Source organism: Micromonospora sp. NPDC005161 (assembly GCF_053599855.1).
Genome location: NZ_JBSFYQ010000017.1, coordinates 36,224 through 58,844, shown reverse-complemented (window position 1 = coordinate 58,844; position 22,621 = coordinate 36,224). Strand labels below are relative to the sequence as shown.

The 22,621-nt window shown below is 71.5% G+C and carries 22 protein-coding genes; 6 read left to right on the top strand and 16 right to left on the bottom strand.

The genetic code is table 11. From position 1 onward, the window contains the following. Nucleotides 1–25 precede the first annotated feature (25 nt). Both ACWD5O_RS18245 and ACWD5O_RS18240 read right to left on the bottom strand, forming a co-directional pair. The gene (locus tag ACWD5O_RS18245) at nt 26–856 is read right to left on the bottom strand and encodes an SDR family NAD(P)-dependent oxidoreductase (RefSeq protein WP_354967286.1); all 831 of its coding nucleotides are present in this window, start codon (nt 854–856) and stop codon (nt 26–28) included. A gap of 255 nt (nt 857–1,111) precedes the next feature. Then, on the bottom strand, nt 1,112–1,570 hold the full coding sequence (locus tag ACWD5O_RS18240) for an Lrp/AsnC family transcriptional regulator (RefSeq protein WP_354967285.1): 459 nt from the start codon (nt 1,568–1,570) through the stop codon (nt 1,112–1,114). 269 nt (nt 1,571–1,839) lie between these two features. Here ACWD5O_RS18240 and ACWD5O_RS18235 point away from each other — a divergent pair, with 269 nt between their 5' ends. Further along, nucleotides 1,840–2,106, top strand: a complete 267-nt coding sequence (locus ACWD5O_RS18235) for a BldC family transcriptional regulator (RefSeq protein ID WP_007454516.1) — start codon at nt 1,840–1,842, stop codon at nt 2,104–2,106. A 101-nt stretch (nt 2,107–2,207) separates the two neighbouring features. Here the strand turns inward: ACWD5O_RS18235 and ACWD5O_RS18230 are convergent, their stop codons facing one another. Next, complete coding sequence (locus ACWD5O_RS18230) at nt 2,208–2,837, bottom strand: UbiX family flavin prenyltransferase (protein WP_449936089.1); 630 nt, start codon at nt 2,835–2,837, stop codon at nt 2,208–2,210. 162 nt (nt 2,838–2,999) lie between these two features. Between ACWD5O_RS18230 and ACWD5O_RS18225 the strand changes: the two genes are divergently transcribed. Continuing rightward, a complete protein-coding gene (locus ACWD5O_RS18225; protein WP_354967283.1) occupies nt 3,000–3,962 on the top strand; it encodes a terpene synthase family protein in 963 nt (320 codons plus the stop codon). Here ACWD5O_RS18225 and mqnP read toward each other — a convergent pair. The 3 genes from mqnP to ACWD5O_RS18210 all read right to left on the bottom strand — a co-directional run bounded on the left by mqnP (nt 3,959) and on the right by ACWD5O_RS18210 (nt 7,077). After that, entirely contained in the window at nt 3,959–4,870 is a 912-nt protein-coding gene (gene mqnP / locus ACWD5O_RS18220) for a menaquinone biosynthesis prenyltransferase MqnP (protein ID WP_354967282.1), read from the bottom strand. The two genes, ACWD5O_RS18225 and mqnP, sit on opposite strands and share 4 nt — an antisense overlap. Further along, complete coding sequence (locus tag ACWD5O_RS18215) at nt 4,870–6,330, bottom strand: menaquinone biosynthesis decarboxylase (protein WP_449936093.1); 1,461 nt, start codon at nt 6,328–6,330, stop codon at nt 4,870–4,872. The genes mqnP and ACWD5O_RS18215 overlap by 1 nt, the downstream gene beginning before the upstream one ends. 192 nt (nt 6,331–6,522) lie before the next feature. Then, nucleotides 6,523–7,077 carry a carboxymuconolactone decarboxylase family protein gene (locus ACWD5O_RS18210; protein WP_450085996.1) on the bottom strand — a complete coding sequence of 185 codons (555 nt, stop codon included), beginning with the start codon at nt 7,075–7,077 and terminating at the stop codon, nt 6,523–6,525. Nucleotides 7,078–7,166: 89 nt separating this feature from the next. On the opposite strand from ACWD5O_RS18210, the gene ACWD5O_RS18205 reads away from it, so the two are divergent. Together ACWD5O_RS18205 and ACWD5O_RS18200 are read left to right on the top strand one after the other, a co-directional pair. Further along, a complete protein-coding gene (locus tag ACWD5O_RS18205) occupies nt 7,167–7,643 on the top strand; it encodes a MarR family winged helix-turn-helix transcriptional regulator (RefSeq protein ID WP_354967279.1) in 477 nt (158 codons plus the stop codon). A 58-nt stretch (nt 7,644–7,701) separates the two neighbouring features. Then, nucleotides 7,702–7,911: a hypothetical protein gene (locus tag ACWD5O_RS18200; protein WP_354967278.1), complete on the top strand. Its 210-nt coding sequence runs from the start codon at nt 7,702–7,704 to the stop codon at nt 7,909–7,911. On the opposite strand, the gene ccsB is transcribed toward ACWD5O_RS18200, so the two are convergent. The 6 genes from ccsB to hemL form a co-directional block, all read right to left on the bottom strand. Then, nucleotides 7,877–8,851: a c-type cytochrome biogenesis protein CcsB gene (gene ccsB, locus ACWD5O_RS18195; RefSeq protein ID WP_354967277.1), complete on the bottom strand. Its 975-nt coding sequence runs from the start codon at nt 8,849–8,851 to the stop codon at nt 7,877–7,879. The genes ACWD5O_RS18200 and ccsB overlap by 35 nt on opposite strands. Continuing rightward, nucleotides 8,851–10,494, bottom strand: a complete 1,644-nt coding sequence (gene resB, locus ACWD5O_RS18190) for a cytochrome c biogenesis protein ResB (RefSeq protein ID WP_354967276.1) — start codon at nt 10,492–10,494, stop codon at nt 8,851–8,853. The genes ccsB and resB overlap by 1 nt, the downstream gene beginning before the upstream one ends. Next, on the bottom strand, nt 10,494–11,363 hold the full coding sequence (locus tag ACWD5O_RS18185; RefSeq protein ID WP_354967275.1) for a cytochrome c biogenesis CcdA family protein: 870 nt from the start codon (nt 11,361–11,363) through the stop codon (nt 10,494–10,496). Before ACWD5O_RS18185 ends, resB begins: the two co-directional genes overlap by 1 nt. Then, nucleotides 11,363–11,929, bottom strand: a complete 567-nt coding sequence (locus tag ACWD5O_RS18180) for a TlpA family protein disulfide reductase (RefSeq protein ID WP_354967274.1) — start codon at nt 11,927–11,929, stop codon at nt 11,363–11,365. Before ACWD5O_RS18180 ends, ACWD5O_RS18185 begins: the two co-directional genes overlap by 1 nt. Further along, nucleotides 11,929–12,576, bottom strand: a complete 648-nt coding sequence (locus ACWD5O_RS18175; RefSeq protein ID WP_354967273.1) for a histidine phosphatase family protein — start codon at nt 12,574–12,576, stop codon at nt 11,929–11,931. Before ACWD5O_RS18175 ends, ACWD5O_RS18180 begins: the two co-directional genes overlap by 1 nt. Nucleotides 12,577–12,640: 64 nt before the next feature. Continuing rightward, nucleotides 12,641–13,978, bottom strand: coding sequence for a glutamate-1-semialdehyde 2,1-aminomutase (gene hemL, locus ACWD5O_RS18170; RefSeq protein WP_354967272.1), 1,338 nt, complete (start codon nt 13,976–13,978; stop codon nt 12,641–12,643). A gap of 163 nt (nt 13,979–14,141) precedes the next feature. On the opposite strand from hemL, the gene ACWD5O_RS18165 reads away from it, so the two are divergent. Further along, nucleotides 14,142–14,477 (top strand): STAS domain-containing protein, encoded by a 336-nt coding sequence (locus ACWD5O_RS18165; RefSeq protein ID WP_053652159.1) that lies wholly within the window; start codon nt 14,142–14,144, stop codon nt 14,475–14,477. Between the two features lie 112 nt (nt 14,478–14,589). On the opposite strand, the gene ACWD5O_RS18160 is transcribed toward ACWD5O_RS18165, so the two are convergent. Further along, complete coding sequence (locus ACWD5O_RS18160) at nt 14,590–16,203, bottom strand: ABC transporter permease (RefSeq protein WP_354967271.1); 1,614 nt, start codon at nt 16,201–16,203, stop codon at nt 14,590–14,592. Continuing rightward, nucleotides 16,200–17,099 (bottom strand): ABC transporter ATP-binding protein, encoded by a 900-nt coding sequence (locus ACWD5O_RS18155; protein ID WP_354967270.1) that lies wholly within the window; start codon nt 17,097–17,099, stop codon nt 16,200–16,202. The genes ACWD5O_RS18160 and ACWD5O_RS18155 overlap by 4 nt, the downstream gene beginning before the upstream one ends. 91 nt (nt 17,100–17,190) lie before the next feature. Between ACWD5O_RS18155 and ACWD5O_RS18150 the strand changes: the two genes are divergently transcribed. After that, nucleotides 17,191–17,685 carry a GbsR/MarR family transcriptional regulator gene (locus ACWD5O_RS18150; RefSeq protein ID WP_354967269.1) on the top strand — a complete coding sequence of 165 codons (495 nt, stop codon included), beginning with the start codon at nt 17,191–17,193 and terminating at the stop codon, nt 17,683–17,685. A 9-nt stretch (nt 17,686–17,694) separates the two neighbouring features. Here ACWD5O_RS18150 and ACWD5O_RS18145 read toward each other — a convergent pair whose 3' ends face one another. Both ACWD5O_RS18145 and ACWD5O_RS18140 read right to left on the bottom strand, forming a co-directional pair. Next, nucleotides 17,695–18,249 (bottom strand): response regulator, encoded by a 555-nt coding sequence (locus tag ACWD5O_RS18145; RefSeq protein ID WP_354967268.1) that lies wholly within the window; start codon nt 18,247–18,249, stop codon nt 17,695–17,697. Next, the gene (locus ACWD5O_RS18140; protein ID WP_354967267.1) at nt 18,246–22,613 is read right to left on the bottom strand and encodes a HAMP domain-containing protein; all 4,368 of its coding nucleotides are present in this window, start codon (nt 22,611–22,613) and stop codon (nt 18,246–18,248) included. Before ACWD5O_RS18140 ends, ACWD5O_RS18145 begins: the two co-directional genes overlap by 4 nt. Nucleotides 22,614–22,621: the final 8 nt, after the last annotated feature.

Below are 22,621 nucleotides of genomic sequence, written 5' to 3'. Positions count from 1 at the left end.
AAAGTAGCAAGCGGTCCTGAGGAGGTCAGCGCCGGTCCGCCGACGTGACCCGGCGGAGCTGACGGCGCTGGCCGGCCCGGCCGACCGCCCGGACCAGCGGGGTCAGCCCGATGGCCAGTCGAGGCAGGGCGTCCAGCAGCCGGACCTGCGCTCCCCGCCAACGGGGCAGGCTGACCACCGGGCGCGGCCGGCGGGCCAGTCGGGCCGCCCGGGCGGCCACCCGCTGCGGGGTCAGCATGGAACCGGTGAACGACGCCAGCGCACCGGGGTCGTCCAGCCGGTCGTGCAGCATCGGGGTCCAGATGCCGTCCGGGCAGAGGCAGGAGACGTGTACCTGCCGATATCCGGCCATCCGCAGGTCGGACAGGGTGCCGAGGCTGAACGCCAGCAGCGCGTGCTTACTGGCCGCGTACACCGTCTCGCCGGGCGCGGCGACCAGCCCGGCCAGCGAGACGACGTTCAGCACGTGGCCGTGCCCCTGCCCGCGCATCACCCCGAGCGCGGCGAGGGTGCCGTTCATCGCGCCGAGCGCGTTCACGTCGAGCACCCGACGGCGGGTCCGTCCGTCGTGCTCCCAGGCGGGGCCGGTGACCAGGATGCCGGCGTTGTTGACCCAGAGGCCGAGGCCACCCCGGCTGGCTGCCGTCGCGGCGATCTCGGCGCAGGCTGCCTCGTCCCGGACATCCAGCGCGGCGGACCAGCCGCCGAGCGGCGCGGCCGCGACGGCGACCGCAGCCGGGTCGACGTCGGTGAGCAGCACCGACCAACCGTCGGCGTGCAGCGCGGCGGCAATGGCGCGGCCCAGGCCGCCGGCGGCCCCGGTCACCACGGCCGCTCCACGTCCCAGCGGGGTCATCGGCGCACGCTACCGCCGTCCGCCGGTACGGCACCAGGGCCGACCGGCCCTCGGCCGCGGCGGGTACGGCGCCGATCGGCCCTCGGCAGCGGCCGGTACGGCGCGGGGGCGGTCTCCTTTGCTCTGCTTCAGCGGACGCACCACAGAACGGCCCGCACTGGTGCGTGGGTGTAAGCAGAGCAAAGGACGCACATGAGGAGTGGTCGCCGATCCCCCTGGCGCTCGGGTGCGAGGCCGGGCCCCACCGCCGCGGTGTCAGGCGGCCGGTGGGCCGACCGACTGGGGGCGGTTCTCCCATTTGGTGGAGAGTGCGATCGCGGTACGGGTGGAGGCGACCCCGGGCGTCCGGTTCAGCCGCACGATCAGCTGCTCCAGCTCGGCGATCGTGCCGACCCGCGCCTTGAGCAGGAAGGACTCCACCCCCGCCATGAAGTAGCAGGACTCGATCTCGGGCAGCACCCGGAGCGACTCGAGCATGTCGTCGCTGTCCGCGCCGGAGTCCTCGACGATGCCGATCAGGGCGGTGACACCCAGCCCGATCGCCTCCGGCTCCACGTCCGCGCGGTAGCCGCGGATCACGCCGCTGTTCTCCAGCTTGCCGACCCGCTCGTGCACGGCCGGGGCAGAGAGGCCAACCTGCCGGGCGAGCTCGGCGTACGAGAGGCGGGCGTTTCCACGCAGCAGGTCGACGAGGCTCAGGTCGATGGCGTCCACGGAGAGTGACCTTATCCCGTTGGGCGTAACGCGACGCCTTCGGCATCCGTTGCACACAGCAGTGAGTAACTGTTCACAAACAGACGGTCAGGGCAGGGGTTGCACCAGTACCATTTACTAACTTCCCACTCAGTGCATTTTTCGCGTTTGGCGGACAGGCCAGGTCCCTGGTGCTGTAATTACCATACGTCCCTCATGACGGCTCTGGGCTCGCACCAGCCGGGGGCAGTGTGTTCAGCCAGGGGCTTCGTCGACGCGAGGAGGGGGCTGTGGACACTGGAGATCGCCTGCTGACACCGGGTGAGGTCGCCGCGCTGTTTCGGGTGGACCCGAAGACTGTGACGAGATGGGCGGCGGCCGGCCGGATAGGAAGCATCCGGACTCCAGGCGGGCATCGCCGGTTTCGGGAATCCGAGGTGCGAGCCCTGCTTGAGGGGGAGGGCATGCTGGACGAGGTGGACGAGGTCGGAAAGCCACGCAACGTGGGCCCGGCCGCCTCTACCGGGCCGGGTCCGGCCAACGCCGGCATGTACTGAACTGGTGCGGACAACGCTACGCGGACCGGGCAGCAGTCCGGTCCGCGTCCCGCTACGGTCACCCGTCGTACGCGTGACCGGGCGGGGTTGAGCAGACAGGCTCAGCTTCGGGCCGCCCCGAGCTGGCCGGACCACCGTCGGAACAGGGTGTGCGGGACGCCGAGCGCGTCCAGCACTTTGCCGGCCACGAAGTCGACCAACTGCTGCGCGCTGGCCGCCGCACCCGCGCCGTAGAAGCCGGGGCTGGCCGGCAGCACCACCGCGCCGGCGTCGTGCAACGCGATCAGGTGCTCAAGGTGACTGCGGGTCACCGGCGTCTCCCGAGGTGCCACCACCACCGGCCGGCGCTCCTTGAGGTTGACCTCGGCGGCACGCTGCAACAGGTCCTTGGAGAGCCCGATGGCGATCCCCGCGCACGCCGCCGTGCTGGCCGGCACCACCGCCATTCCGCGTACCCGGTAGGAACCGCTGCTCGGACCGGCCGCCAGGTCTCCCGCCGGCCAGTGCCGCACGTCCGCGCCGGTCACGTCCCGGCCGAGCCAGGCGGCGAGGTCCTCGGCCCAGTGCGCGTCGCGGAACGGCCGGCCGGTCTCGTCGAGCAGCGTGAGCCGCGCCGCCCGGGAGACGATCAGGTCCACCGGTTCGCCCGCGTCGAGCAGCCCGCCGAGCACGGCCGCCGCGTACGGCGTACCGGAGGCCCCGGAGACACCGACCACCCATGGTTCCCGCATGCCCCCAGCCTGCCTGGTGGGGTTCGTGCGCTGGTGGGCACCCCCGGGATCGGCCTCCGGGTGGCTCGCCCGAGATGTCCGGGCGGGCGCCTGCGTGTCCCGCGGACCTGGCATGCTGCCGGTGGCCATTCGCACCGGCAGCAGATCGCACAGGAGGCATCGGTGACGACCGGCGAGGTCCTCTGGACGCTGCGCGCCGAATGTCCGATCCCGGCCCGGCTCTCGCCGCACGCCGACCGGGTGCACGAGTGGCTGCTCCGCCTGTTGCCCGAGCTGGGCCTGCCGCTGGACGACGCCGCGCTGCGCCGGCTGAGCCGGGGAGCCTTCGCCCGGTACGCCGGCCGGCTCTACCCGGACGCCACCGAGGCCGACCTGCGGAGCCTGACCGCGCTGTTCACCTGGTTCTTCCTGGTCGACGACGCCTGCGACGGGCCGGGCCGGCTCGCTCCGGAGCAGATCCGCGCGCTGCGCAACGGCACCTTGGCGCTGCTGCACGACGGTCCCCGGGCACGACACGCCGGGTTGACCGGTCCGCTGCGGCGGCTGCTGGTGCTGGCCTGGCGGGAGCCGCGCCGCCGGATGCCGGCCCGGTGGCGGCTGCGCTTCGCCGACGCGGTGGCCCAGCACCTCGACGGGACCCGGCGGGAGGCGGCCAACAAGGAGGCGGGTCGCCGACCCGGCGTCATCGAGTACGTCGAGCTGCGGCGGGCCACGTCGGCGGCGGACGTGTCGTACCCGCTGGTGGAGTTCGTCACCGGCCGGCCGCTGCCCGACCCGGTCTACCACCACCCGCTGCTGCGCCGGGTCGCCCGCACCGGCAACGACCTGCTCTCCTGGTACAACGACCTCGCATCGCTGGACCGGGACCGGGCCACCGCGGGCGGGCACAACCTGGTGCTTGCCATGCAGGACGAGCAGGGCCTGTCGCCGGCGGAGGCGGTGGACCGGGTGGCCGAGCGCTGGCGGGAGTCGATGCGGCGCTTCGTCGCGCTGCGTGCCACGGTGCCGTCGTTCGGCCCGGCGCTGGACGAGGCGGTCACCGACCACCTCGACGGGGTCGCGTACGCGGTGCGCGGCACCATCGACTGGACGCTGGAGAGCGCCCGCTACCCCACCAGCGCCTAGGGCCGAAGGTCGAGCCGGATCACCAGGTCGAGCAGGGCGAAGGCGAACAGCGCGATGCCGACGAAGCCGTTCGCGGTGAAGAACGCCCGGTTGACCTTGCTCAGGTCGGTCGGGGTGACCACCAGGTGCTGGTAGGCGAACGCGACCGCGGTGAGCGCCAGGCCGACCCACCAGAGCCAGCCGAACCCGACCACCGCCCCGAACCAGACGAAGAGCCCGAACGTCACCACGTGCGCCACGGTGGAGGCGTGCAGCGCGAAGCGCCGGCCGTACCGGGCGGGCACGCTGTGCACCCCGATCCGCCGGTCCACCGCGTCGTCCTGGCAGGCGTAGATCAGGTCGAAGCCACCGATCCACAGCCCGACCGCCGCGCCGAGCAGCCAGGCCGGCCAGGAGCCGTCCAGGGTGCCGGTGACGGCCAGCCAGGCGCCGACCGGGCCGACCGCCTGGGCGACCGCGAGGATCGCGTGCGGCCAGTTGGTGAACCGCTTGCCGTACGGGTAGACCACCAGCGGCACCACGGCGAGCGGCGCCAGCACCAGGCAGAGCGGGTTGAGCAGAGCGGCGGCGGAGAGGAAGACCACCAGCGCGACGACCGCGCCGGTCCAGGCCGTGCGCACGCTCACCGCGCCGGTGACCAGCTCCCGCGCGGCGGTACGCGGGTTCCGCGCGTCGATCCGCCGGTCGAGGATCCGGTTGGCGGCCATCGCGAACGTCCGCGCCCCGACCATCGCCACGGTGATCAGCAGCAGGTCCACCCAGCGCACCCGGCCGCCGTTGACCTGCATCGCGGTCAGCGCCGACAGGTACGCGAACGGCAGCGCGAAGACCGAGTGTTCGATGGCGACGAGTTTGAGGAACGACTTGATTCGGCCCGGCCGTTCGGCCGGCGCGTCGAGGACCGCCATCAGATGCCGTACTCCTTCCAGCGCTTGTCGACCAGGGCGGTGACCTCCGGCGACATGCTCATCTCCTCCGGCCAACCGCGGGTGTAACCCTCGGTGGGGAGCTTGCGGGTCGCGTCAACGCCCACCTTGCCGCCCCAGAACTGCTGGTACGACGAGTGGTCGAGGTGATCGACCGGGCCCTCGGTGAGCAGCAGGTCGCGCGCGTAGTCGACGTTGCCGAAGGCGCGGAAGGCGACCTCGTTGTAGTCGTGCACGTCGCAGTCCTCGTCGACGATCACGATCAGCTTGGTCAGCGACATCAGGTGCGCGCCCCAGATCGCGTTCATCACCTTCTGCGCGTGCTTCGGGTAGCGCTTGCGGATCGACACGATCGCGCAGTTGTGGAAGACGCCGGCGGCCGGCAGGTCGTAGTCCACGATGTCCGGGATCAGCAGCTTGAGCAGCGGCTGGAAGATCCGCTCGGTGGCCTTGCCGAGGCCGTGGTCCTCCTGCGGCGGCTTGGAGGTGACGATCGAGTGGTAGACCGGCTTGCGCTGCATGGTCATCGCCTCGATGTGCAGCACCGGGAACGGCTCGACCGGCGTGTAGAAGCCGGTGTGGTCGCCGAACGGGCCCTCGGGCAGCCGCTCGCCCGGCTCCAGGTAGCCCTCCAGCACGATCTGCGCGTGGGCCGGCACCTGCAGCGGCACGGTGAGGCAGTCGACCATCTCCACCCGCTCGCCGCGCAGGAACCCGGCGAACAGGTACTCGTCGATGTCGCCGGGCAGCGGCGCGCTGGCCGCGTACGAGACGACCGGGTCGCAGCCGATCGCGACCGCGACCGGCAGGCGCTGCCCGAGCCGCTCGGCGACCGCGTGGTGGGCGGTGGAGTCCTTGTGGATCTGCCAGTGCATGCCCAGGGTGTTGCGGCCGTGCTGCTGGAGCCGGTACAGCCCGAGGTTGCGCTTGCCGGTCTCCGGGTGCTTGGTGTGGGTGAGGCCGTAGTTGTGGAAGATCCCGCCGTCGCCGGGCCACACCTGGAGCCCGGGCAGCCGGTTCAGGTCGACGTCCTCACCCCGGTAGACGACCTCCTGGCAGGGCGCGGTCTTCACCTTGCGCGGCGGCACCGACTTGAGCTGCATGACCTTGCCCAGGCCCTCGCGGATGCCGGACCAGCCCACCGGCAGCTCCGGCTTGATCAGCGCGCCGATCCGGGCCCCGATCTCGTCCAGCGAGTCGACGCCGAGCGCCATGGCCATCCGCTTCTCGGTGCCGAACAGGTTGATCGCCACCGGCATCTCGCCCCGGGTGGGGCGCTCGAACAGCAGCGCCGGTCCGCCGGCCCGGACCGTGCGGGTGACCACCTCGCTGATCTCCAGGGTCGGGTCGACCGGGACGTCGACCCGGCGCAGTTCGCCCGCGCGCTCCAGGGCCGCGAGGAAGTCCTTGAGGTCGGTGTACGGGAAGCCACGAGCCGCCATGCCCGCCAGTCTCCCGCACCGCGTCCCGCGCGGACGAAGCCGGGTGCTGTGACGCTCGCAATGGCCCGGGACCGGTCCCGACGCGCGCCTAGATCCACTCGACTTCCGGGAAGTCGGGGTGTCCCGCAGCGTTCGACAGACCGACTTCCCAGACGTCGTGTTGATCAACGGGCGCGGACGGCGGGTGGCGGCTCAGGCGGCGGGCGTCCAGGCATGGGCGGCCAACGGCGGGTCGAGCGGCGCGCGGGTGAGCCGGTTGGCGAAGGCGGAGATGGTGTACGCACCGACGCCGAGCACCACGTCCAACGCGTGCCGTGGTTGGTAGCCGGCGGAGAGGAAGTCGTCCAACTCGTCGTCGGGCACCGCGCCCCGGTGGTCGAGCACGGCCAGCGTGAATCGGCGCAGTGCCTCCAGCCGTGGCTCGGCCAGCGCCGTGCGGGCGCGCAGCGCGGTGATCAGCTCGGTGCTCGCGCCGAGCTGGGTGAGCTTGCCGGTGTGCAGGGAGACGCAGACGTGGCACTCGTGGGTGGTCGAGACGGTCAGGATGACCACCTCCCGCTCCAAGGGTGTGAGGGCGGTCTGTTCGAAGCCCGCGCTCGCGGTGAAGAAGCCGGCGAGCAGTTGTGGCGACCCGGCCATCAGCCCCACCGGGGTCGGCAGCCAGCCGAGGCGGCGGCGTACTCCCTCGACGGTCGGGCGGGCGGCGGCGGGCGCGGTGTCGACGGTGTGGGCGGGGAAGACGGACATGGTTACCTGCTCTCGCAGCGTGGGTGTCGGCGACGCGTCCGGTAGGATGGTCAACGTGGTTGACGAAATAGTAAACGAGGTTGTCGAAGATGGCAACGGCTGATCCGGGACGGCCGGGCTTCCTGCTGCCCCTGCTGCTGTTGGCCGGCTTCCGTACGCTCATCGACGACCTGCACGCCGAGTTGGCCCGCGAGGGGCATCCGGAGCTGCGACCACTGCATGGGTTCGTGCTCCAGGCCGTCGGCCCCGACGGCACCACCGCCAGCGAGCTGGGGCAGCGGCTGGGCGTCTCGAAGCAGGCGGCCGGCAAGACGGTGGACCGGCTGGTCGCCCTCGGCTACCTGGAGCGGGCCGACGACCCGCGGGACGCCCGGCGCAAGCTGGTCCGGATGACCGAGCGCGGGCACGACGGGTTACGACGCTCGGCGGTCATCTTCGACCAGCTCCGGCAGCGATGGGCGGACACGCTCGGCCCGGAGCGGGTCACCGCCATTGAGGACGACCTGCGCAGCGTCACCCCCGCGAACTGGTTCCGCCTCGACGTGCCCGGCTGGTTCGGCGCCTGACCGCGGGAAATGTCACCGGCTCTGGCGCCCCGACCCCGCGGGGGCGGAGCCTGAGGGCATGTCGGACGCGTACATCGTCGGGGACCCGGACGGACTCTCACCCCTGTTGGCCGAGCTGCGCGACGCGGTCGCCCGGGAGCTGCACGCGCAGCTCGCGCTGCGCGCGGAACGCATCGAACTGGCCGACGTGCCGGAGGTGGCCTACCAGGTCACCCTGCGAATCGACGAGCTGCTCAGTCGAGGCCGCCGTACGAGTGCAGGCCGGTGAAGAAGATGTTCACGCCGAACAGGTTCATCAGCATGGTGAGGAAGCCGAGCACCGCCAGCCAGGTGGCCACGTTGCGCTTGACGCTGGGCGTGGCCCGGGCGTGCAGGTAGCCCGCGTACACCACCCAGGAGATGAACGCCCAGGTCTCCTTCGGGTCCCAGCCCCACGGCCGTCCCCAGGCCGCCTCGGCCCAGACCGCCCCGGCGATCACCGCGAAGGTGAAGATCGGGAAGGCGAAGGCATGCAGCGCGAAGGTCAGCCGCTCCAGGCTGACCGCACCCGGCAGACGCTTGGCCAGGGTGTACGGGAAGCTCCGCTTGCCCTGCTCGTACCCGGCGCGCATCAGGTAGCCGACCGCCGGCACCACGCCGAGCAGGAAGATGCCCGACGAGAAGACGATCGTCGAGACGTGGATGACGAACCAGTACGAGTTGAGCGCCGGCACCAGCGGCACGATCGGCACGTACAGCACCAGCTCGGCGGTGGCCACCAGCAGCACCATCACCAGGGTGAGGAACAGCCCGAGCTTGCGCAGCGACGGGCGCTTCCAGAGCACCACCAGCCAGGCCGCGACCCCGATGAACGTCACCGTGAGCACGAACTCGTACATGTTGCCCCAGGGCATCCGGTCGGCCGCGAGGCCCCGCGTGACCAGCGCCGCCAGGTGCAGCGCGGCCGCGAGCCCGGTGGCCCCGACCGCGATCAGTCCGGCGATCCGGGCACGCCGCGCCGAGCGGTCCACCACGGCCGACGGCGGGACCGGCGCGGGCGACGCGGGTACGCCGCCGCCCCCGACGCCGGCGCCCACCAGCTCGCGGGCGGGAGCCGCGGCGACCCGGGCGCGAGTGTTGCCGAGTGCGTACTCCACGGCATGGCAGATCATCGCGACCAGGTACGCCAGGATCGCGAAGGTCACCAGATTGTCGGAGAGTGCGGACATCACTCGGTCCCTTCTCGCACGCCGGCCCGGTCACTGGAGTCAGCACCCGTGCCCGGTCGCTCATCACCGCGGACCGCGGCGACGAGCTGGGCGAACTCGTCGGCGAACCCTGGATAGTCGGTGCGCGGCAACCCGCCGACCTCCATCAAACTACTACCGCCCGTCGGAGATCCTTCCGCGGGGTCGGCCGGCATCACCCGGAAGAACACCCGGCGGCGCCGCCCGAACAGCGACCCCATCAGCCCCACCAGCAGGAAACCGCAGCTGATCAGCAGCATCGTCGAGCCGGGGTCGTGCCGCACGGAGAGGGTCACGTACCGCTCGGTGCCCAGGAACTCGACCTTGCTGCCGTCGTCCAACGTCCAGGTCTCGCCCTTGCGGAGCAGCTTGGTGCCGACCTCCTTGACCTTGCCGGTCCGCACCTGCCGCTGGTCGAGCTGGTAGATCGAGCCGGGGATGCCGGCGTCCAGGCCGAGGTTGCCCCGGTAGGCGACCAGGTTGAGCGCCGGGTTGCGCTCGGTCGGGTACTCCGAGCGGGCGAACGGTGCCTGCTGCGGGGCCGTGGGCAGGTAGATGCCGGTGAACGCCATCTGCTCGTCCGGCGCGCGCTGCCCGGTCCGCGGGTCGACGTTCGCGTCCGGGAAGGCCGCCAGCCCCTCGCCGGTCAGGCCCATGTCGCCGGTGGTCAGGAACGGCTCGTCGCTGACCTGGGAGCGGCCGAACCGGTCGGTGTAGCGGATGACCGGGGCGTACCCGTGGCCCAGCAGGTAGACGTTCGCGTCGTTCAACCGCAGTGGTGAGTTCACCGAGAAGTCCGCGCTGCGGGTCGGCTCGTCGGGGCCGTCGACGGTCACCCGGGCGTTGAAGAACTCCGGCTGGCCGGAGGCCAGGAACCGGGCCTGGAAGTCGTCCAGCCGCAGGCAGAAGCGGGGCAGGTCCTCGCTGTCGACCCGAGGGCCGAGCTTCGTCTCGGCGTACTGCTGCCGGGTGTTGCAGAAGGCGTTGTCCGTGCCCGCCACCAGCAGCCGGTTGCCGCTCCAGCCGTACCACGAGCCGAGCGCGACGCCGATCAGCACGGCGATCAGCGAGGTGTGGAACAGCAGGTTGCCGGTCTCCTTGAGATAGCCCTTCTCGGCGGAGACCTCGTCGCCGCGCACCTCCACCCGCCACCGCCGCTTGCGCAGCACCTCGGCGATGGCCGCCGCGCCACCCGCCGGGGCGGGCAGCAGCGCGTGCTGCGGCAACCGCTTCATCCGCTTCGGCACGGCCGGCGGCCGGGACCGCAGCGCCCGGACGTGGTCGCGCAGGCGGGGCGTGATGCAGCCGATCAGCGAGGTGAACAGCAGCAGGTAGATCGCGGAGAACCAGACCGAGCCGAAGACCTCGAACGCGCCGATCCGGTCCAGCCGGGGGGCCAGATCCGGGTGGTCGGTAAAGTACTGGTTGACCTTCTCCGGGCTGATCCCGCGCTGCGGCAGCACCGAGCCGGGGATGGCGGCGACCGCGAGCAGGAAGAGCAGGATCAGCGCCGTACGCATGCTGGTCAACTGCCGCCACGAGTTGCGCAGCAGCGCCAGCAGCCGGTTGGGGCGGCGCCGGGGCGCCGGGGCCGCGGTCTCCGGCCGGTCGTCCACGACCGTCATCAGATGCTCACCTCGCCCACCCCGACGGTGGTCTGCAACCAGATCACGAAGCTCTGCCATCCGCCGGTGACCAGCGCCAGGCCGATCAGGATGAGCAGGGCGCCGCCGACCCGGGTGACCCAGCGGCTGTTGCGCCGGACGGCGCGGAAGACCCCGAGCAGGCGCTGGAAACCCAGCCCGAAGACGACGAACGGTATCCCCAGCCCGAGGCAGTACGCCACGGCGAGCACCACGGCGCGGTCGCTCTGCCCGCTCGCGGTGGCCATGCCCATCACCGCGCCGAGCGTGGGGCCGGTGCAGGGCACCCAGCTGAGCGCGAAGACCGCGCCGAAGACCGGTGCGCCGAGCAGCCCTGCGGACGGCAGCCGGGAGATCCGGAACTCCCGTTGCAGGGCCGGGATCATCCCGAGGTAGCCCAGCCCGAGCACGATGATCAGCACGCCGATCACGATCTCCAGCTGGCGCTCGTAGTCGAAGAAGACCCGACCGATGCTCGCGAACAGGATCGCGGTGGCCACGAAGACGACGGTGAAGCCGGCGATGAAGAGCAGCGTTCCCGCGAGCACCCGGCCCTTGACGGCACCGGCCCTTGCGATCCGCTCCCTTACCGCGACACCCCCGCCGTCGCCGTCGCGTGCCTCCGCAGCGTTAAGAGGGGGCCCTTCCTCTACCGCAGGCGTTAATAAGGTGCCCTTCCTTGCACTGCCTTCGAGGTCGGAGCCGGCGAGGCCGGTGACGTACGAGAGGTAGCCGGGGACCAGCGGGAGCACGCATGGGGAGAGGAAGCTGACCAGGCCGGCGAGCGCCGCGGCGCCGATGGCGAGCAGCAGCGGCCCGCTCAGGGCCAACTCCCGGAAGGTCTCGCCCATCAGTTCGGCGCCGGTTTCTCGGCCGCGATCCGTTCGACGATCGGTTGCAGGCCCTCCTGCTTGACCGCCGCCCGGATCACCGTGGCGATCCGGCCCTCCCGGTCCAGCACCACCGTCGCCGGGATGCTGTTCGGCGGAATGTCCAGGGCGAGCGCCAGCTTGCTCGGCGGGTCGAACAGGCTCGGATAGGTGACCCGGCCCTCCTCGAACGCCTTGGCCTTGTCCCGCTGGTCCTGCACGTTGATGCCGAGGAAGTTCACCCCGGAGCCCTTGGTGGCCTGGTAGGTCGCTTCCAGGTCGTCCGCCTCCGCGCGGCACGGCGCGCACCAGGAACCCCAGAAGTTGACCACCACGACCTGGCCGCGGGCCTCGCTGACGTCGTAGCTGCCGCCGGTGAGCAGTTCACCGGCGAGCGTCGGAGGTGCCGAACGCTGGTCCGGAGCGCACTCGATGACCCCGTCGGAGGTGGTCGTGCAGGTCTTCTCACGGCCCTGCGACGTGCAGCCGACCAGCGCCACCGCGGCGACGGTGGCGAGCAGGCCGGCGGTCCACCTCCGGGCGTTCATCAGGCGCCCTTGGCCGTCCGGGCGGTCGCGGAGAGGGCGATCAGGTGCGCTGCCGGCTCGCTGTAGCCGATGCCCACCACCTTCGCGCCGTCGAAGTGGAACGACGTGAGGCTGGCCAGCCCGCACTGCCGCCTGCGCGGGTCGTGCCAGAGCCGCTTGCGCTCGACGTACCGGCGCAGCGTCCAGATCGGGAGCTGGTGCGAGACCAGCACCGCCTCGCGTCCCTCGGCGGCGACCCGGGCGGCGTGCACGGCGGCGAACATCCGCTCCGCGATGACCCGGTACGCCTCGCCCCAGGACGGGGTCACCGGGTCGCGCAGCACCCACCAGTTGCGCGGGTCGCGGAACGACCCGTCGCCCGGCGACACCTTCTTGCCCTCGAACCAGTTGGCGCTCTCGATCAGCCGCTCGTCCACCCCGACCGGCAGCCCGAACTGGGCGGCGATCGGCTCGGCGGTCTGCTGTGCGCGCTCCAGCGGGCTGGCCACCACGTGCACGATCTCCCGCTCGGCCAGCCCCTGCGCGGCGGCCTTGGCCATCTGCACACCCAGCTCGGAGAGGCGGAAACCGGGCAGCCGGCCGTAGAGGATCTGGTCGGGGTTGTGCACCTCGCCGTGCCGAAGCACGTGGACCACCGTCTTGCTCACTGCTGCGCCCCCCTCGTTCGCGACTGCGGGGCTCGCAAAACCGGCTCACTCCTCGCGCTCACCGCTACCCTCCGTGACCCGCCGCTGCCGCCGCGTTGGCCGCCGTCGGCAGCGCGGCGGCGATCTGCTCCAGAGCGGCGTCGTCGATCGCCGCCGACACGAACCACGACTCGAACGCGCTTGGCGGCAGGTAGACGCCGGCGGCGAGCATCGCGTGGAAGAACGCCTTGAACGCCGGCACCTGCTGCGTGCGGGCGCTGTCGTAGTCGACCACGTCGGCGTCGGTGAAGAAGATGGAGAACATGCTGCCCGCGTACGACAGTCGGTGCGGGACCCCGGCGGCGGCCAGCGCGTCGGCGGCCAGCTTGCCCACGACGGCGGCGGTCTGGTCGAGGCGGCGGTACAGCTCGTCGTCGGCCAGCCGCAGGGTGGCCAGGCCGGCGGCGCAGGCCAGCGGGTTACCGGAGAGCGTGCCGGCCTGGTAGACCGGGCCGGCCGGGGCGAGCCGCGCCATGATCTCGGCGCGCCCGCCGAACGCGGCGGCGGGCAGCCCGCCACCCATGACCTTGCCGTACGTCCACAGGTCGGCGTCGGACGGGTCGAGGCCGTGCCAGCCGGCGCGGGACACCCGGAACCCGGTCATCACCTCGTCCACCACGAGCAGCGCGCCGTGCGCGTGCGCGATCCGGGCGAGCTGCTGGTTGAAGCCGTCGCGGGGGGCGACCACACCCATGTTGCCGGCGGCGGCCTCGGTGATCACCGCGGCGATGTGCGGACCCTCGGCGGCGAAGGCCTCCTCGACCGCCCTGATGTCGTTGTACGGCAGCACGATCGTCTCGCTGGCCGCCGCGCCGGTGACGCCGGGCGAGTCGGGCAGGCCCAGGGTGGCCACGCCGGAGCCGGCGGACGCGAGCAGCGCGTCGACGTGCCCGTGGTAGCAGCCGGCGAACTTAACGATCTTGGAGCGGCCGGTGAAGCCGCGGGCCAGCCGGATCGCCGACATGGTCGCCTCGGTGCCGGAGTTGACCAGGCGTACCTGCTCCACCGGCGTCCGGTCGACGATCTCGGCGGCCAGTTCCACCTCAGCCGGGGTGGGGGTGCCGAAGCTGGTGCCCAGAGCGGCGGCGGCCTGCACGGCGTCCACCACCTCCGGGTGCGCGTGCCCGAGGATCAGCGGACCCCAGGAGCAGACCAGGTCCACGTAGCGGCGGCCGTCGGCGTCGTGCAGCCAGGGACCCTCGCCTCGAACCATGAAGCGGGGGGTGCCGCCGACCGCCTGGAAGGCGCGCACAGGGGAGTTCACCCCGCCTGGCACGATGGCGCGGGCGCGGTGGAACAGGGCCTCGGAGGCCGGAGCGTCGGCCGGGTAGCGGCCGGATCCGGCGGAGAAGGTGTCGGTCACGATGCCGCCATTGTGTCAGCGGCGGACGGCCAATCAGCAGCCACCCCGGGCTGGGGTTACCGGGCTCACCCGCCTCCGGCCCCCGGCCGCGGCGCCGACACGGGACGGCGGTGGCTGTCGGCCTCGACAGGCCGGGTCGTCCGGATCGCGCTAGGCTGACCGGGTGGATCGCGCCGAACTGTCCATCACGCTCCACCGGACGGGCGACGAAGCCGTGCTGCGCCTGGCCGGTGAGATCGACATGCTCACGGCCGCGCAGCTCTCCACCGTGGTCAACGAGGTGCTGGCCGACCCGCCCCCGCGGATCGTGCTCGACCTGGGTGGCGTCACCTTCTGCGACTCGCAGGGCCTGGGCACCCTGGTCGTGCTCAGCCGCAAGGCCAGCCATGCCCAGAGCCTGCTGATGCTGACCCACGTGGGCGACTTCCTGATCCGCGTCCTGGACATCACCGGCCTCCGCAGCGCCCTGATGATCCGCAACGACCAGCCCGCGGGCTGACCCCTCCCCCTCCCCGCCGGCCCGCGCCTCCCCTGTTGATCATGAAGTTATTGCCACTTCCTGTCCCATTTGTCGGCAATAACCTCATGATCAACGCCTTGGATCGGGCCGGTCAGGGGGTGGGGACGTCCCGGGTTTGGAAGGTTTTCAGGGCTGCCGCGGTCAGGGCGGCTGTCACGGCGGCCAGGGCGACCAGCGGGGTGACGGTCCAGTCGGGGCCGAGGACCTGTGGGGTGTGGGTGAACGGGGAGAGGTCCAGCGCCCATTGGTCCAGCTCCAGCACCGCACCGAGCTGACCGAGCAGCAGGCAGCCGGCGAGCACCGCCCAGGCGCCCGTGGAGAACCGGGGCAGCCAGCCGACCAGCAACGCCGCCAGCCCGGCCAGCACCCAGGCCGCCGGCACCTGGGCCAGGCCGGCACCGAGCAGCCGGGGCAGCTCGCCCCCGACGTCGCCCACGCTGAGGCCGTATGCCAGCCCGGTGGCGAGCCCGGTCACGGAGAGCACCACCGCCGGGCCGAGCAGGGCGAAGAGCAGGTGCGCCGCCAGCCAGCGGGTCCGGCTCACCGCCGTGGCGAGCAGCGGTTCAGCCCGCCCGGCGGTCTCCTCCGCCCGCGCCCGCAGCGCGGCCTGGATGCCGTACCCGGCGGCGGCCAGCGCGGTCAGGCTCAACGTCCCACCGAGGTACGCCTCCGCGAGCGCGGAGGTGCCACCCAACCGTGCCAGGATCTCGGCGACCTGCTGATTGCCCTGCACCGCGTCGCCGGCGGCATCCGCCGCGCCGCCGAGCACCAGGCCGAGCAGCCCGAACCCGACGGTCCAGCCGAGCAACTGGCCCCGATGCAGCCGCCAGGCCAGGCCGAACGGGCCCGCCAGCCGCGGCCCCGCGGTCGCCGGGCCGAGCTGGGGCGGGAACACCCCGGCGCCGAGGTCGCGGCGCACCGAGACGGGGTACGCGACGAGCGCGACCACCGCACTGAACAGCACCGGCAGCAGCAGCACCCACCAGCGCTCGTCGGCGAAGGCCCGAACCCGGGCCGACCAGCCCAGCGGGGAGAGCCAGCTCAGCCACTCCGCGCTCCCGCCGGTGCCGCCGGAACCCCCCGCGTCGCCGGCCAGCCGCAGCACGAAGGCCAGCCCGAGCGCGGCCAGGCCGATCCCGCGCGCCCCGGTCGCGCTCTCGGTGAGCTGCGCGGCCAGCCCGCCGAGCGTGGCGAAGACGATGCCGGTGAGCGCCAGCCCGGCGCCGAAGAGCAGCGAGCCGGCACCGGGCAGGCCTGCGGCGACCAGGCTGCCGGCGGTGAGCAGGCCGAGAAGCAGGTTCGCGGCGTACGTCACCAGCAGCGCGGCGGTCAGCCCGGCGTACCGGCCCAGCACCGTGGCGCCGAGCAGCTCGCGCCGGCCGGCCTCCTCTTCCGTCCGGGTGTGCCGGACCACGGTGAGCACGCTGACCAGTGCGGCGATCAACGCCAGCAGGCCGGCCCGCTGGACGGTGAGCGCGCCGACGCTGTCGCCGTACACCGGGCCGAGCAGGGCGACGATCGACGGGTTGCTCGCCGTACCGGCCAGGTACGTGGCCCGCTCGGCGGCGGTCGGGTACAGCTCGGCGTACGTGCCGGCGTAGCTGGCCGGCAGCACGGCCAGCAGCAGGATCCAGATCGGCAGCACGACCCGGTCCCGGCGCAGGATCAGTCGCACCAGGTGCCTCGTGCCGGTGAACGCGCTCATGAGCGCACCGCCGGCTCGGCCTGGTAGTGCCGCAGGAACAGTTCCTCCAGCGTCGGCGGCTGGCTGACCAGGCTGCGTACGCCGATCTCGGTGAGTCGGCGCAGGGCGGCGTCCAGCGCGCCGTTCTCCACGTCGAAGCGCACCCGGGGCCCGTCCACGCGCAGGTCGTGCACGCCGGCCAGCTTCCCCAGCCCGTCGACCGGGCCGGTCAGCTCGGCTTCGATCGAGGTTCGTCGCAGGTGGCGCAGGTCGGTCAGGGTGCCCGTCTCGACGTCCCGACCGTTGCGGATGATCGTCACCCGGTCGCAGAGCGCCTCCACCTCGGCCAGGATGTGGCTGGAGAGCAGCACGGTGCGGCCGTCGGCCTTCGCCCGGTGGACCCAGTGCTGGAAGACCTCCTCCATCAGCGGGTCCAGGCCGGAGGTCGGCTCGTCCAGGATGAGCAGTTCGGCGTCCGAGGCGAGGGCGGCCACCAGGCCGACCTTCTGCCTGTTGCCCTTGGAGTACGCCCGGCCCTTCTTGCGCGGGTCCAGCTCGAACGAGTCGAGCAGCTCGGCCCGGCGGGCCGGGTCGAGACCGCCGCGCATCCGGCCGAGCAGGTCGATGACCTCCCCGCCGGAGAGGTTGGGCCAGAGCGTCACGTCGCCCGGCACGTACGCCAGCCGGCGGTGCAGGGCCACCGCGTCGCGCCACGGGTCACCACCGAGCAGTCGGACGGCCCCCGCGTCCGCCCGCAGCAGGCCGAGCAGCGCTCGGATGGTGGTCGATTTGCCGGCGCCGTTCGGGCCGAGGAAGCCGTGCACCTCGCCGGCGCGGACGGTCAGGTCGAGACCGTCGAGCGCCCGGGTCCGGCCGAAGGTCTTGACCAGGCCGGACACCTCAATGGGAGTTTCCATGTATCGGAAGCTACACTCGTTTCACAAAGTTGTGAAGACTGTGAGATCCGGGGCACCATCGGGGCCACACGAGCAGGCAGGAGAGATCGTCATGGCAGCCACCGACGGCCACGACCCGGTGCACCTATTCGTCGAGCGGATGGCGTTGACCTTCGCCGAGGTCGGTTCTCCGCGGATGGCCGCCCGGGTGCTGTTCACCGTGATGAGCTCGGACGACCCGTTGACCGCCGCCGAGATCGGCGAGCGGCTCGGAGTGAGCGCGGCGGCGGTCAGCGGTGCGGTCCGCTACCTCACCCAGTTCAGCATGCTGGTCCGCGAACCGGTCCCGAGGTCCCGCCGGGATCGCTACCGGATGCCGGACAACCCCTGGTACGAGGCGACCATCACCAAGACCGGGATCTACAAGGCGTTCATCGACGTCGCCGAGTCCGGGGTGGCCGCCCTCGGGCCAGACACGCCGGCCGGCGAACGAGTGGCCGAGATGCGCGACTTCTTCCTCTTCGTGCAAGAGGAAATCGACTCGCTGGGCGAGCGCTGGCGGGCCCGGCGCGCCGCCACCGGCCACATCCGGCCCGGCGAGGCCTGAGCGTCCCGGTCAGGAGGTGTTGCCCCAGCGGGCCTGCTCGAGCAGCCGCACCGCACGGTCCCGGCTCTCCGGCTCGTCGGAGCGGAGCAGCGTGGTCGCCTCGTCGACCGCGTCGGTGAGCCGCCGCCACTGCGTGTCGCGCTCCCGCACCAGGTCCGACTGGGCGGCCAACTGCCGGGTCTTCACCCACAGCTCGACGAAGACCGACACCTTGGCCCGCAGCACCCACGGATCGAACGGCTTGGTCAGGTAGTCCACCGCGCCCACCTGGTACCCGCGCAGGGCGAGCTGCGCGTCCCGGTCAGCGGCGGTGAGGAAGATGATCGGCACGTGCCGGGTCCGCTCCCGGCGCTTGATGTGGCTGGCCGTCTCGAAGCCGTCCATGTCCGGCATCTGCGCGTCCAGCAGGATCACCGCGAAGTCGTCCACCAACAGCTGCTTGAGCGCCGCCTCGCCGCTCTCCACCGCCACCGACTGAACCGGCAGGCCCTGGAGGATCGCCTCCAGGGCCATCAGATTTTCCCGCCGGTCGTCCACGAGCAGCGCCTTGGCCATCTGGGTCACGAAGTCTCCTCGGTCCGGCTGCCGCTGATCCAGGACGACATCAACTCGATCAGATCGTCCAGGTCTACCGGCTTGGTGATGTAGTCGCTGCCCCCGGCCGCGAGCGCCGACTCACGGTCGCCCGGCATCGCCTTCGCGGTAAGGAAGACGACCGGAAGGTCGGCGAACCGGTGGTTACGCCGGATCTGGCGGGTGGTCTCGTACCCGTCCTGGTCCGGCATCATGGCGTCCATCAGCACGATGTCCACCTCCGGATGCTCGGCCAGCAGGCGGACGCCGTCCGCCCCGTTGTCCGAGTACAGCACGGTCATCCCGTGCAGCTCCAACGCGCTGGTCAGGGCGAAGACGTTGCGCACGTCGTCGTCCACGATCAGCACGGTCGCGCCGTCCAGCTGTCGGGTGGCCGGCGCCTCCGGCCGCTGCGGCAGCAGCTCCAGCGGCGGCATCAGCAGCGACGACGGCAGGCCGGCACGCTGCGGGGACGGTGGCGCAGGCGCGACCACCGCATCCGGGGCCAGCACGTGCGGCACGAACAGGGTGAAGGTCGACCCCTGCCCCGGCGCCGACGCCACCGTGATCGTGCCGCCGATCAGCCGAGCCAGATCACGGCTGATCGACAGGCCCAGGCCGGTGCCACCGTAACGGCGGCTGGTGGTGCCGTCCGCCTGCTGGAACGCCTCGAAGATGATCGACAGCTTGTCGTCGGAGATGCCGATCCCGGTGTCGATCACGGTGAACGCGATCACCTGCTGGGCGTTGGTCAACGCCGGAACGTCGAACACCACGTTCTCCGCCGCCGGGCCGATCCGCAACGTCACCGCGCCGTTGTCGGTGAACTTCACCGCATTGGAGAGCAGATTGCGCAGGATCTGCTGCAACCGCTGCGCGTCGGTGACCAGCGCCGGCGGCAGATCCTTGCTCACCCGCACCTGGAAGTCCAGGCCCTTCTCCTCGGCCTCCGGTGCGAACGCCTGCTCCACGTAGCCGCGAATCTCCGCGAACCGGATCTCGGTCGGCTCGACGTCCATCCGCCCTGCCTCGATCTTGGACAGGTCCAGGATGTCGTCGATCAGCCTGAGCAGGTCCGAGCCGGCGCTGTGGATGGTCCGGGCGAACTCGATCTGCTTCGGGTTGAGGTTCTGCTCCGAGTTCTCCGCCAGCAGCCGGGCCAGCAGCAGCAACGAGTTCAGCGGCGTCCGCAGCTCGTGGCTCATGTTGGCCAGGAACTCCGACTTGTACGCCGAGGCCCGGGTGAGCTGCTGCGCCTTCTCCTCCAGGCCGAGCCGGGCCAGCTCGATCTCCCGGTTCTTCGTCTCGATGTTGCCCTTCTGCTCGAAGAGCAGCGTGGCCTTCTCCTCCAGCTCGGCGTTGGTGCGCTGCAACTCCGCGGACTGCTCCTGGAGCTCGTGCGCCAGCCGCTGCGACTGGGCCAGCAGCTCCTCCGTACGCCGGTTGGCCTGGATGGTGTTGACCGCGATGCCGATGGTCAGCACCAGCCGCTCCAGGAACGACAGGTGCAGCTCGGAGAAGGCCGCCACGCTGGCGAACTCGATCACCCCGAGCAGCTCCCCCTCGAACAGCACGGGGAGCACCACCAGATCGGACGGGGGTGTCTCGGCCAGCCCCGAGCGCAGGGTGAGCCGGCTGTTCGGGGAGGCGCTGACCCGGATCGTCCGGCGGGAGAGCGCGGTCTGCCCGACCAGCCCCTCGCCCGGCCCGAAGGTGACGTCGTGCCCCCGCGCCACGTACCCGTAGGAGGAGGTCAACCGCAGCCGCATGCTGCCGTCGGTGTCGTCGGCCAGGAAGAAGGCGCCGAGCTGGGCGTCGACCAGCGGGGTCACCTCGGTCATGATCATGCGGCAGACCTCGCCCAGGTCCCGCTGGCCCTGCAACAGACCGCCGATGCGGGCCAGGTTCGAGTCCAGCCAGCCCTGCTCGGCGTTCTTCTTGGTCGTCTCCCGAAGGGTGACGATCATCTGGTTGATGTTGTCCTTCAGCTCGGCGACCTCGCCCTGCGCCTTGACCGCGATCCGCTGGGTCAGGTCGCCGCGGGTCACCGACGTGGACACCTGCGCGATGGCCCGCAGCTGGGTGGTCAGCGTCGAGGCGAGCTGGTTGACGTTCTCGGTGAGGTCCCGCCAGGTGCCGGAGACACCCTTCACCTGCGCCTGACCGCCCAGCTTGCCCTCGATGCCGACCTCACGGGCCACCCGGGTCACCTCGTCGGCGAACGACGAGAGCTGGTCCACCATCGTGTTGACCGTGGACTTCAGCTCCAGGATCTCGCCCTGCGCGTCCACCGTGATCTTCTGGCTCAGGTCGCCCTTGGCCACGGCAGTGGTCACCGAGGCGATGTTGCGGACCTGGCTGGTCAGGTTCGACGCCATCGAGTTGACGTTGTCGGTCAGGTCCCGCCAGGTGCCGGAGACACCCTTCACCTGCGCCTGACCGCCCAGCTTGCCCTCGGTGCCCACCTCACGGGCCACCCGGGTCACCTCGTCGGCGAACGACGACAACTGGTCCACCATCGTGTTGACCGTGGACTTCAACTCCAGGATCTCGCCCCGAGCGTCCACCGTGATCTTCTGTGACAGGTCACCCTTCGCCACCGCCGTCGAGACCTGGGCGATGTTGCGCACCTGGGCCGTCAGGTTCGACGCCATCGAGTTGACGTTGTCGGTCAGGTCCCGCCAGGTGCCGGCGACCCCGCGTACCTGCGCCTGGCCGCCCAGCTTGCCCTCGGTGCCCACCTCGCGGGCCACCCGGGTCACCTCGTCGGCGAACGACGACAGCTGGTCCACCATCGTGTTGACCGTGGACTTCAACTCCAGGATCTCGCCCCGAGCGTCCACCGTGATCTTCTGGCTCAGGTCGCCCTTCGCGACGGCCGTGGTCACCGAGGCGATGTTGCGGACCTGGCTGGTCAGGTTCGACGCCATCGAGTTCACGTTGTCCGTCAAGTCCCGCCACGTACCGCTGACGCCCTTGACCTGCGCCTGGCCGCCCAGGTTGCCCTCGGTGCCCACCTCGCGGGCCACCCGGGTCACCTCGTCGGCGAACGACGACAACTGGTCCACCATCGTGTTGACCGTGTTCTTCAGCTCCAGGATCTCGCCCTGGGCGTCCACCGTGATCTTCTGCGACAGGTCACCCTTGGCGACCGCCGTGGAGACCTGAGAGATGTTGCGGACCTGGCTGGTCAGGTTGCCGGCCAGCTGGTTGACGTTCTCGGTGAGGTCCCGCCAGGTGCCGGAGACCCCGCGTACCTGGGCCTGACCGCCCAGCTTGCCCTCGATGCCCACCTCGCGGGCCACCCGGGTCACCTCGTCGGCGAACGACGACAGCTGGTCCACCATCGTGTTGACGGTGTCCTTCAGTTCCAGGATCTCGCCCTGCGCCGCCACGGTGATCTTCTGCGACAGGTCGCCCCGCGCCACCGCCGTGGAGACCTGGGCGATGTTGCGGACCTGCGCGGTCAGGTTCGACGCCATCGAGTTGACGCTGTCGGTGAGGTCCTTCCAGGTGCCGGCCACGTTCGGCACCTCGGCCTGGCCGCCCAGCTTGCCCTCGGTGCCCACCTCGCGGGCCACCCGGGTCACCTGCTCGGCGAAGAGCCGCAGCGTGTCGGTGAGGTAGTTCATCGTGGCGGCCAGCTCGGCGACCTCACCGCGCGCGCCGACCGTGATCTTCTGCGACAGGTCGCCCTTGGCCACCGCCGTCGCCACCTGCGAGATCGACCGCACCTGGCCGGTCAGGTTCGACGCCATGGTGTTGACCGAGTCGGTGAGGTCCTTCCAGGTGCCGGCGACGCCCCGGACGTCGGCCTGACCGCCCAGCTTGCCCTCGGTGCCCACCTCACGGGCGACCCGGGTCACCTCGTTCGAGAACGACGACAACTGGTCGACCATCGTGTTGACCGTGCGCCCGATGCGCAGGTACTCACCGCGCAGCGGCCGGCCGTCGATCTCCAGCGCCATGTGCTGCGACAGGTCGCCGTCCGCGACCGCCACGATGACCCGGGCGATCTCCGTGGTCGGCCGGCCCAGGTCGTCGATCAGCGAGTTGATCGCCCGCTGCCCCTCCGCCCAGGACCCGTCCAGCCCCTCGTCGTCCAGACGCTCGGTGAGCCGGCCGTCCCGGCCGACGATCCGGCTGATCCGCCGCAGGTCCAGGTACTGGCGCTCCTGGAGCGAGACCACCTCGTTGAAGGCGTCCGCCACCTCGCCGCCCTTACCGGCGCGGCGGGGAAGCCGGACCTTCAGGTCGCCGCGACGGACCCGCCGCAGCGCCTCGGTCAACTCACCGAGGAGCGCCTCGTGGTCGGCTGCGGACGGATCCGCCACCGACTGCTTCGCCGTGGTCATCATTCCTC

What these genes read in the sequence shown, in the direction of transcription:
- mqnP (WP_354967282.1), bottom strand. Translation starts at nt 4,870, where the DNA reads ATGGCGGTCCTCGACGCGCCGGCCGAACGGCCGGGCCGAATCAAGTCG.
- ACWD5O_RS18210 (WP_450085996.1), bottom strand. Translation starts at nt 7,077, where the DNA reads ATGTCCGTCTTCCCCGCCCACACCGTCGACACCGCGCCCGCCGCCGCC.
- ACWD5O_RS18185 (WP_354967275.1), bottom strand. Translation starts at nt 11,363, where the DNA reads ATGGGCGAGACCTTCCGGGAGTTGGCCCTGAGCGGGCCGCTGCTGCTC.
- ACWD5O_RS18155 (WP_354967270.1), bottom strand. Translation starts at nt 17,099, where the DNA reads ATGGAAACTCCCATTGAGGTGTCCGGCCTGGTCAAGACCTTCGGCCGG.
- ACWD5O_RS18180 (WP_354967274.1), bottom strand. Translation starts at nt 11,929, where the DNA reads ATGAACGCCCGGAGGTGGACCGCCGGCCTGCTCGCCACCGTCGCCGCG.
- ACWD5O_RS18205 (WP_354967279.1), top strand. Translation starts at nt 7,167, where the DNA reads ATGGCAACGGCTGATCCGGGACGGCCGGGCTTCCTGCTGCCCCTGCTG.
- ACWD5O_RS18140 (WP_354967267.1), bottom strand. Translation starts at nt 22,613, where the DNA reads ATGACCACGGCGAAGCAGTCGGTGGCGGATCCGTCCGCAGCCGACCAC.
- ACWD5O_RS18150 (WP_354967269.1), top strand. Translation starts at nt 17,191, where the DNA reads ATGGCAGCCACCGACGGCCACGACCCGGTGCACCTATTCGTCGAGCGG.
- ACWD5O_RS18200 (WP_354967278.1), top strand. Translation starts at nt 7,702, where the DNA reads ATGTCGGACGCGTACATCGTCGGGGACCCGGACGGACTCTCACCCCTG.
- ACWD5O_RS18215 (WP_449936093.1), bottom strand. Translation starts at nt 6,330, where the DNA reads ATGGCGGCTCGTGGCTTCCCGTACACCGACCTCAAGGACTTCCTCGCG.
- ACWD5O_RS18160 (WP_354967271.1), bottom strand. Translation starts at nt 16,203, where the DNA reads ATGAGCGCGTTCACCGGCACGAGGCACCTGGTGCGACTGATCCTGCGC.
- ACWD5O_RS18230 (WP_449936089.1), bottom strand. Translation starts at nt 2,837, where the DNA reads ATGCGGGAACCATGGGTGGTCGGTGTCTCCGGGGCCTCCGGTACGCCG.
- ccsB (WP_354967277.1), bottom strand. Translation starts at nt 8,851, where the DNA reads ATGTCCGCACTCTCCGACAATCTGGTGACCTTCGCGATCCTGGCGTAC.
- ACWD5O_RS18245 (WP_354967286.1), bottom strand. Translation starts at nt 856, where the DNA reads ATGACCCCGCTGGGACGTGGAGCGGCCGTGGTGACCGGGGCCGCCGGC.
- resB (WP_354967276.1), bottom strand. Translation starts at nt 10,494, where the DNA reads ATGACGGTCGTGGACGACCGGCCGGAGACCGCGGCCCCGGCGCCCCGG.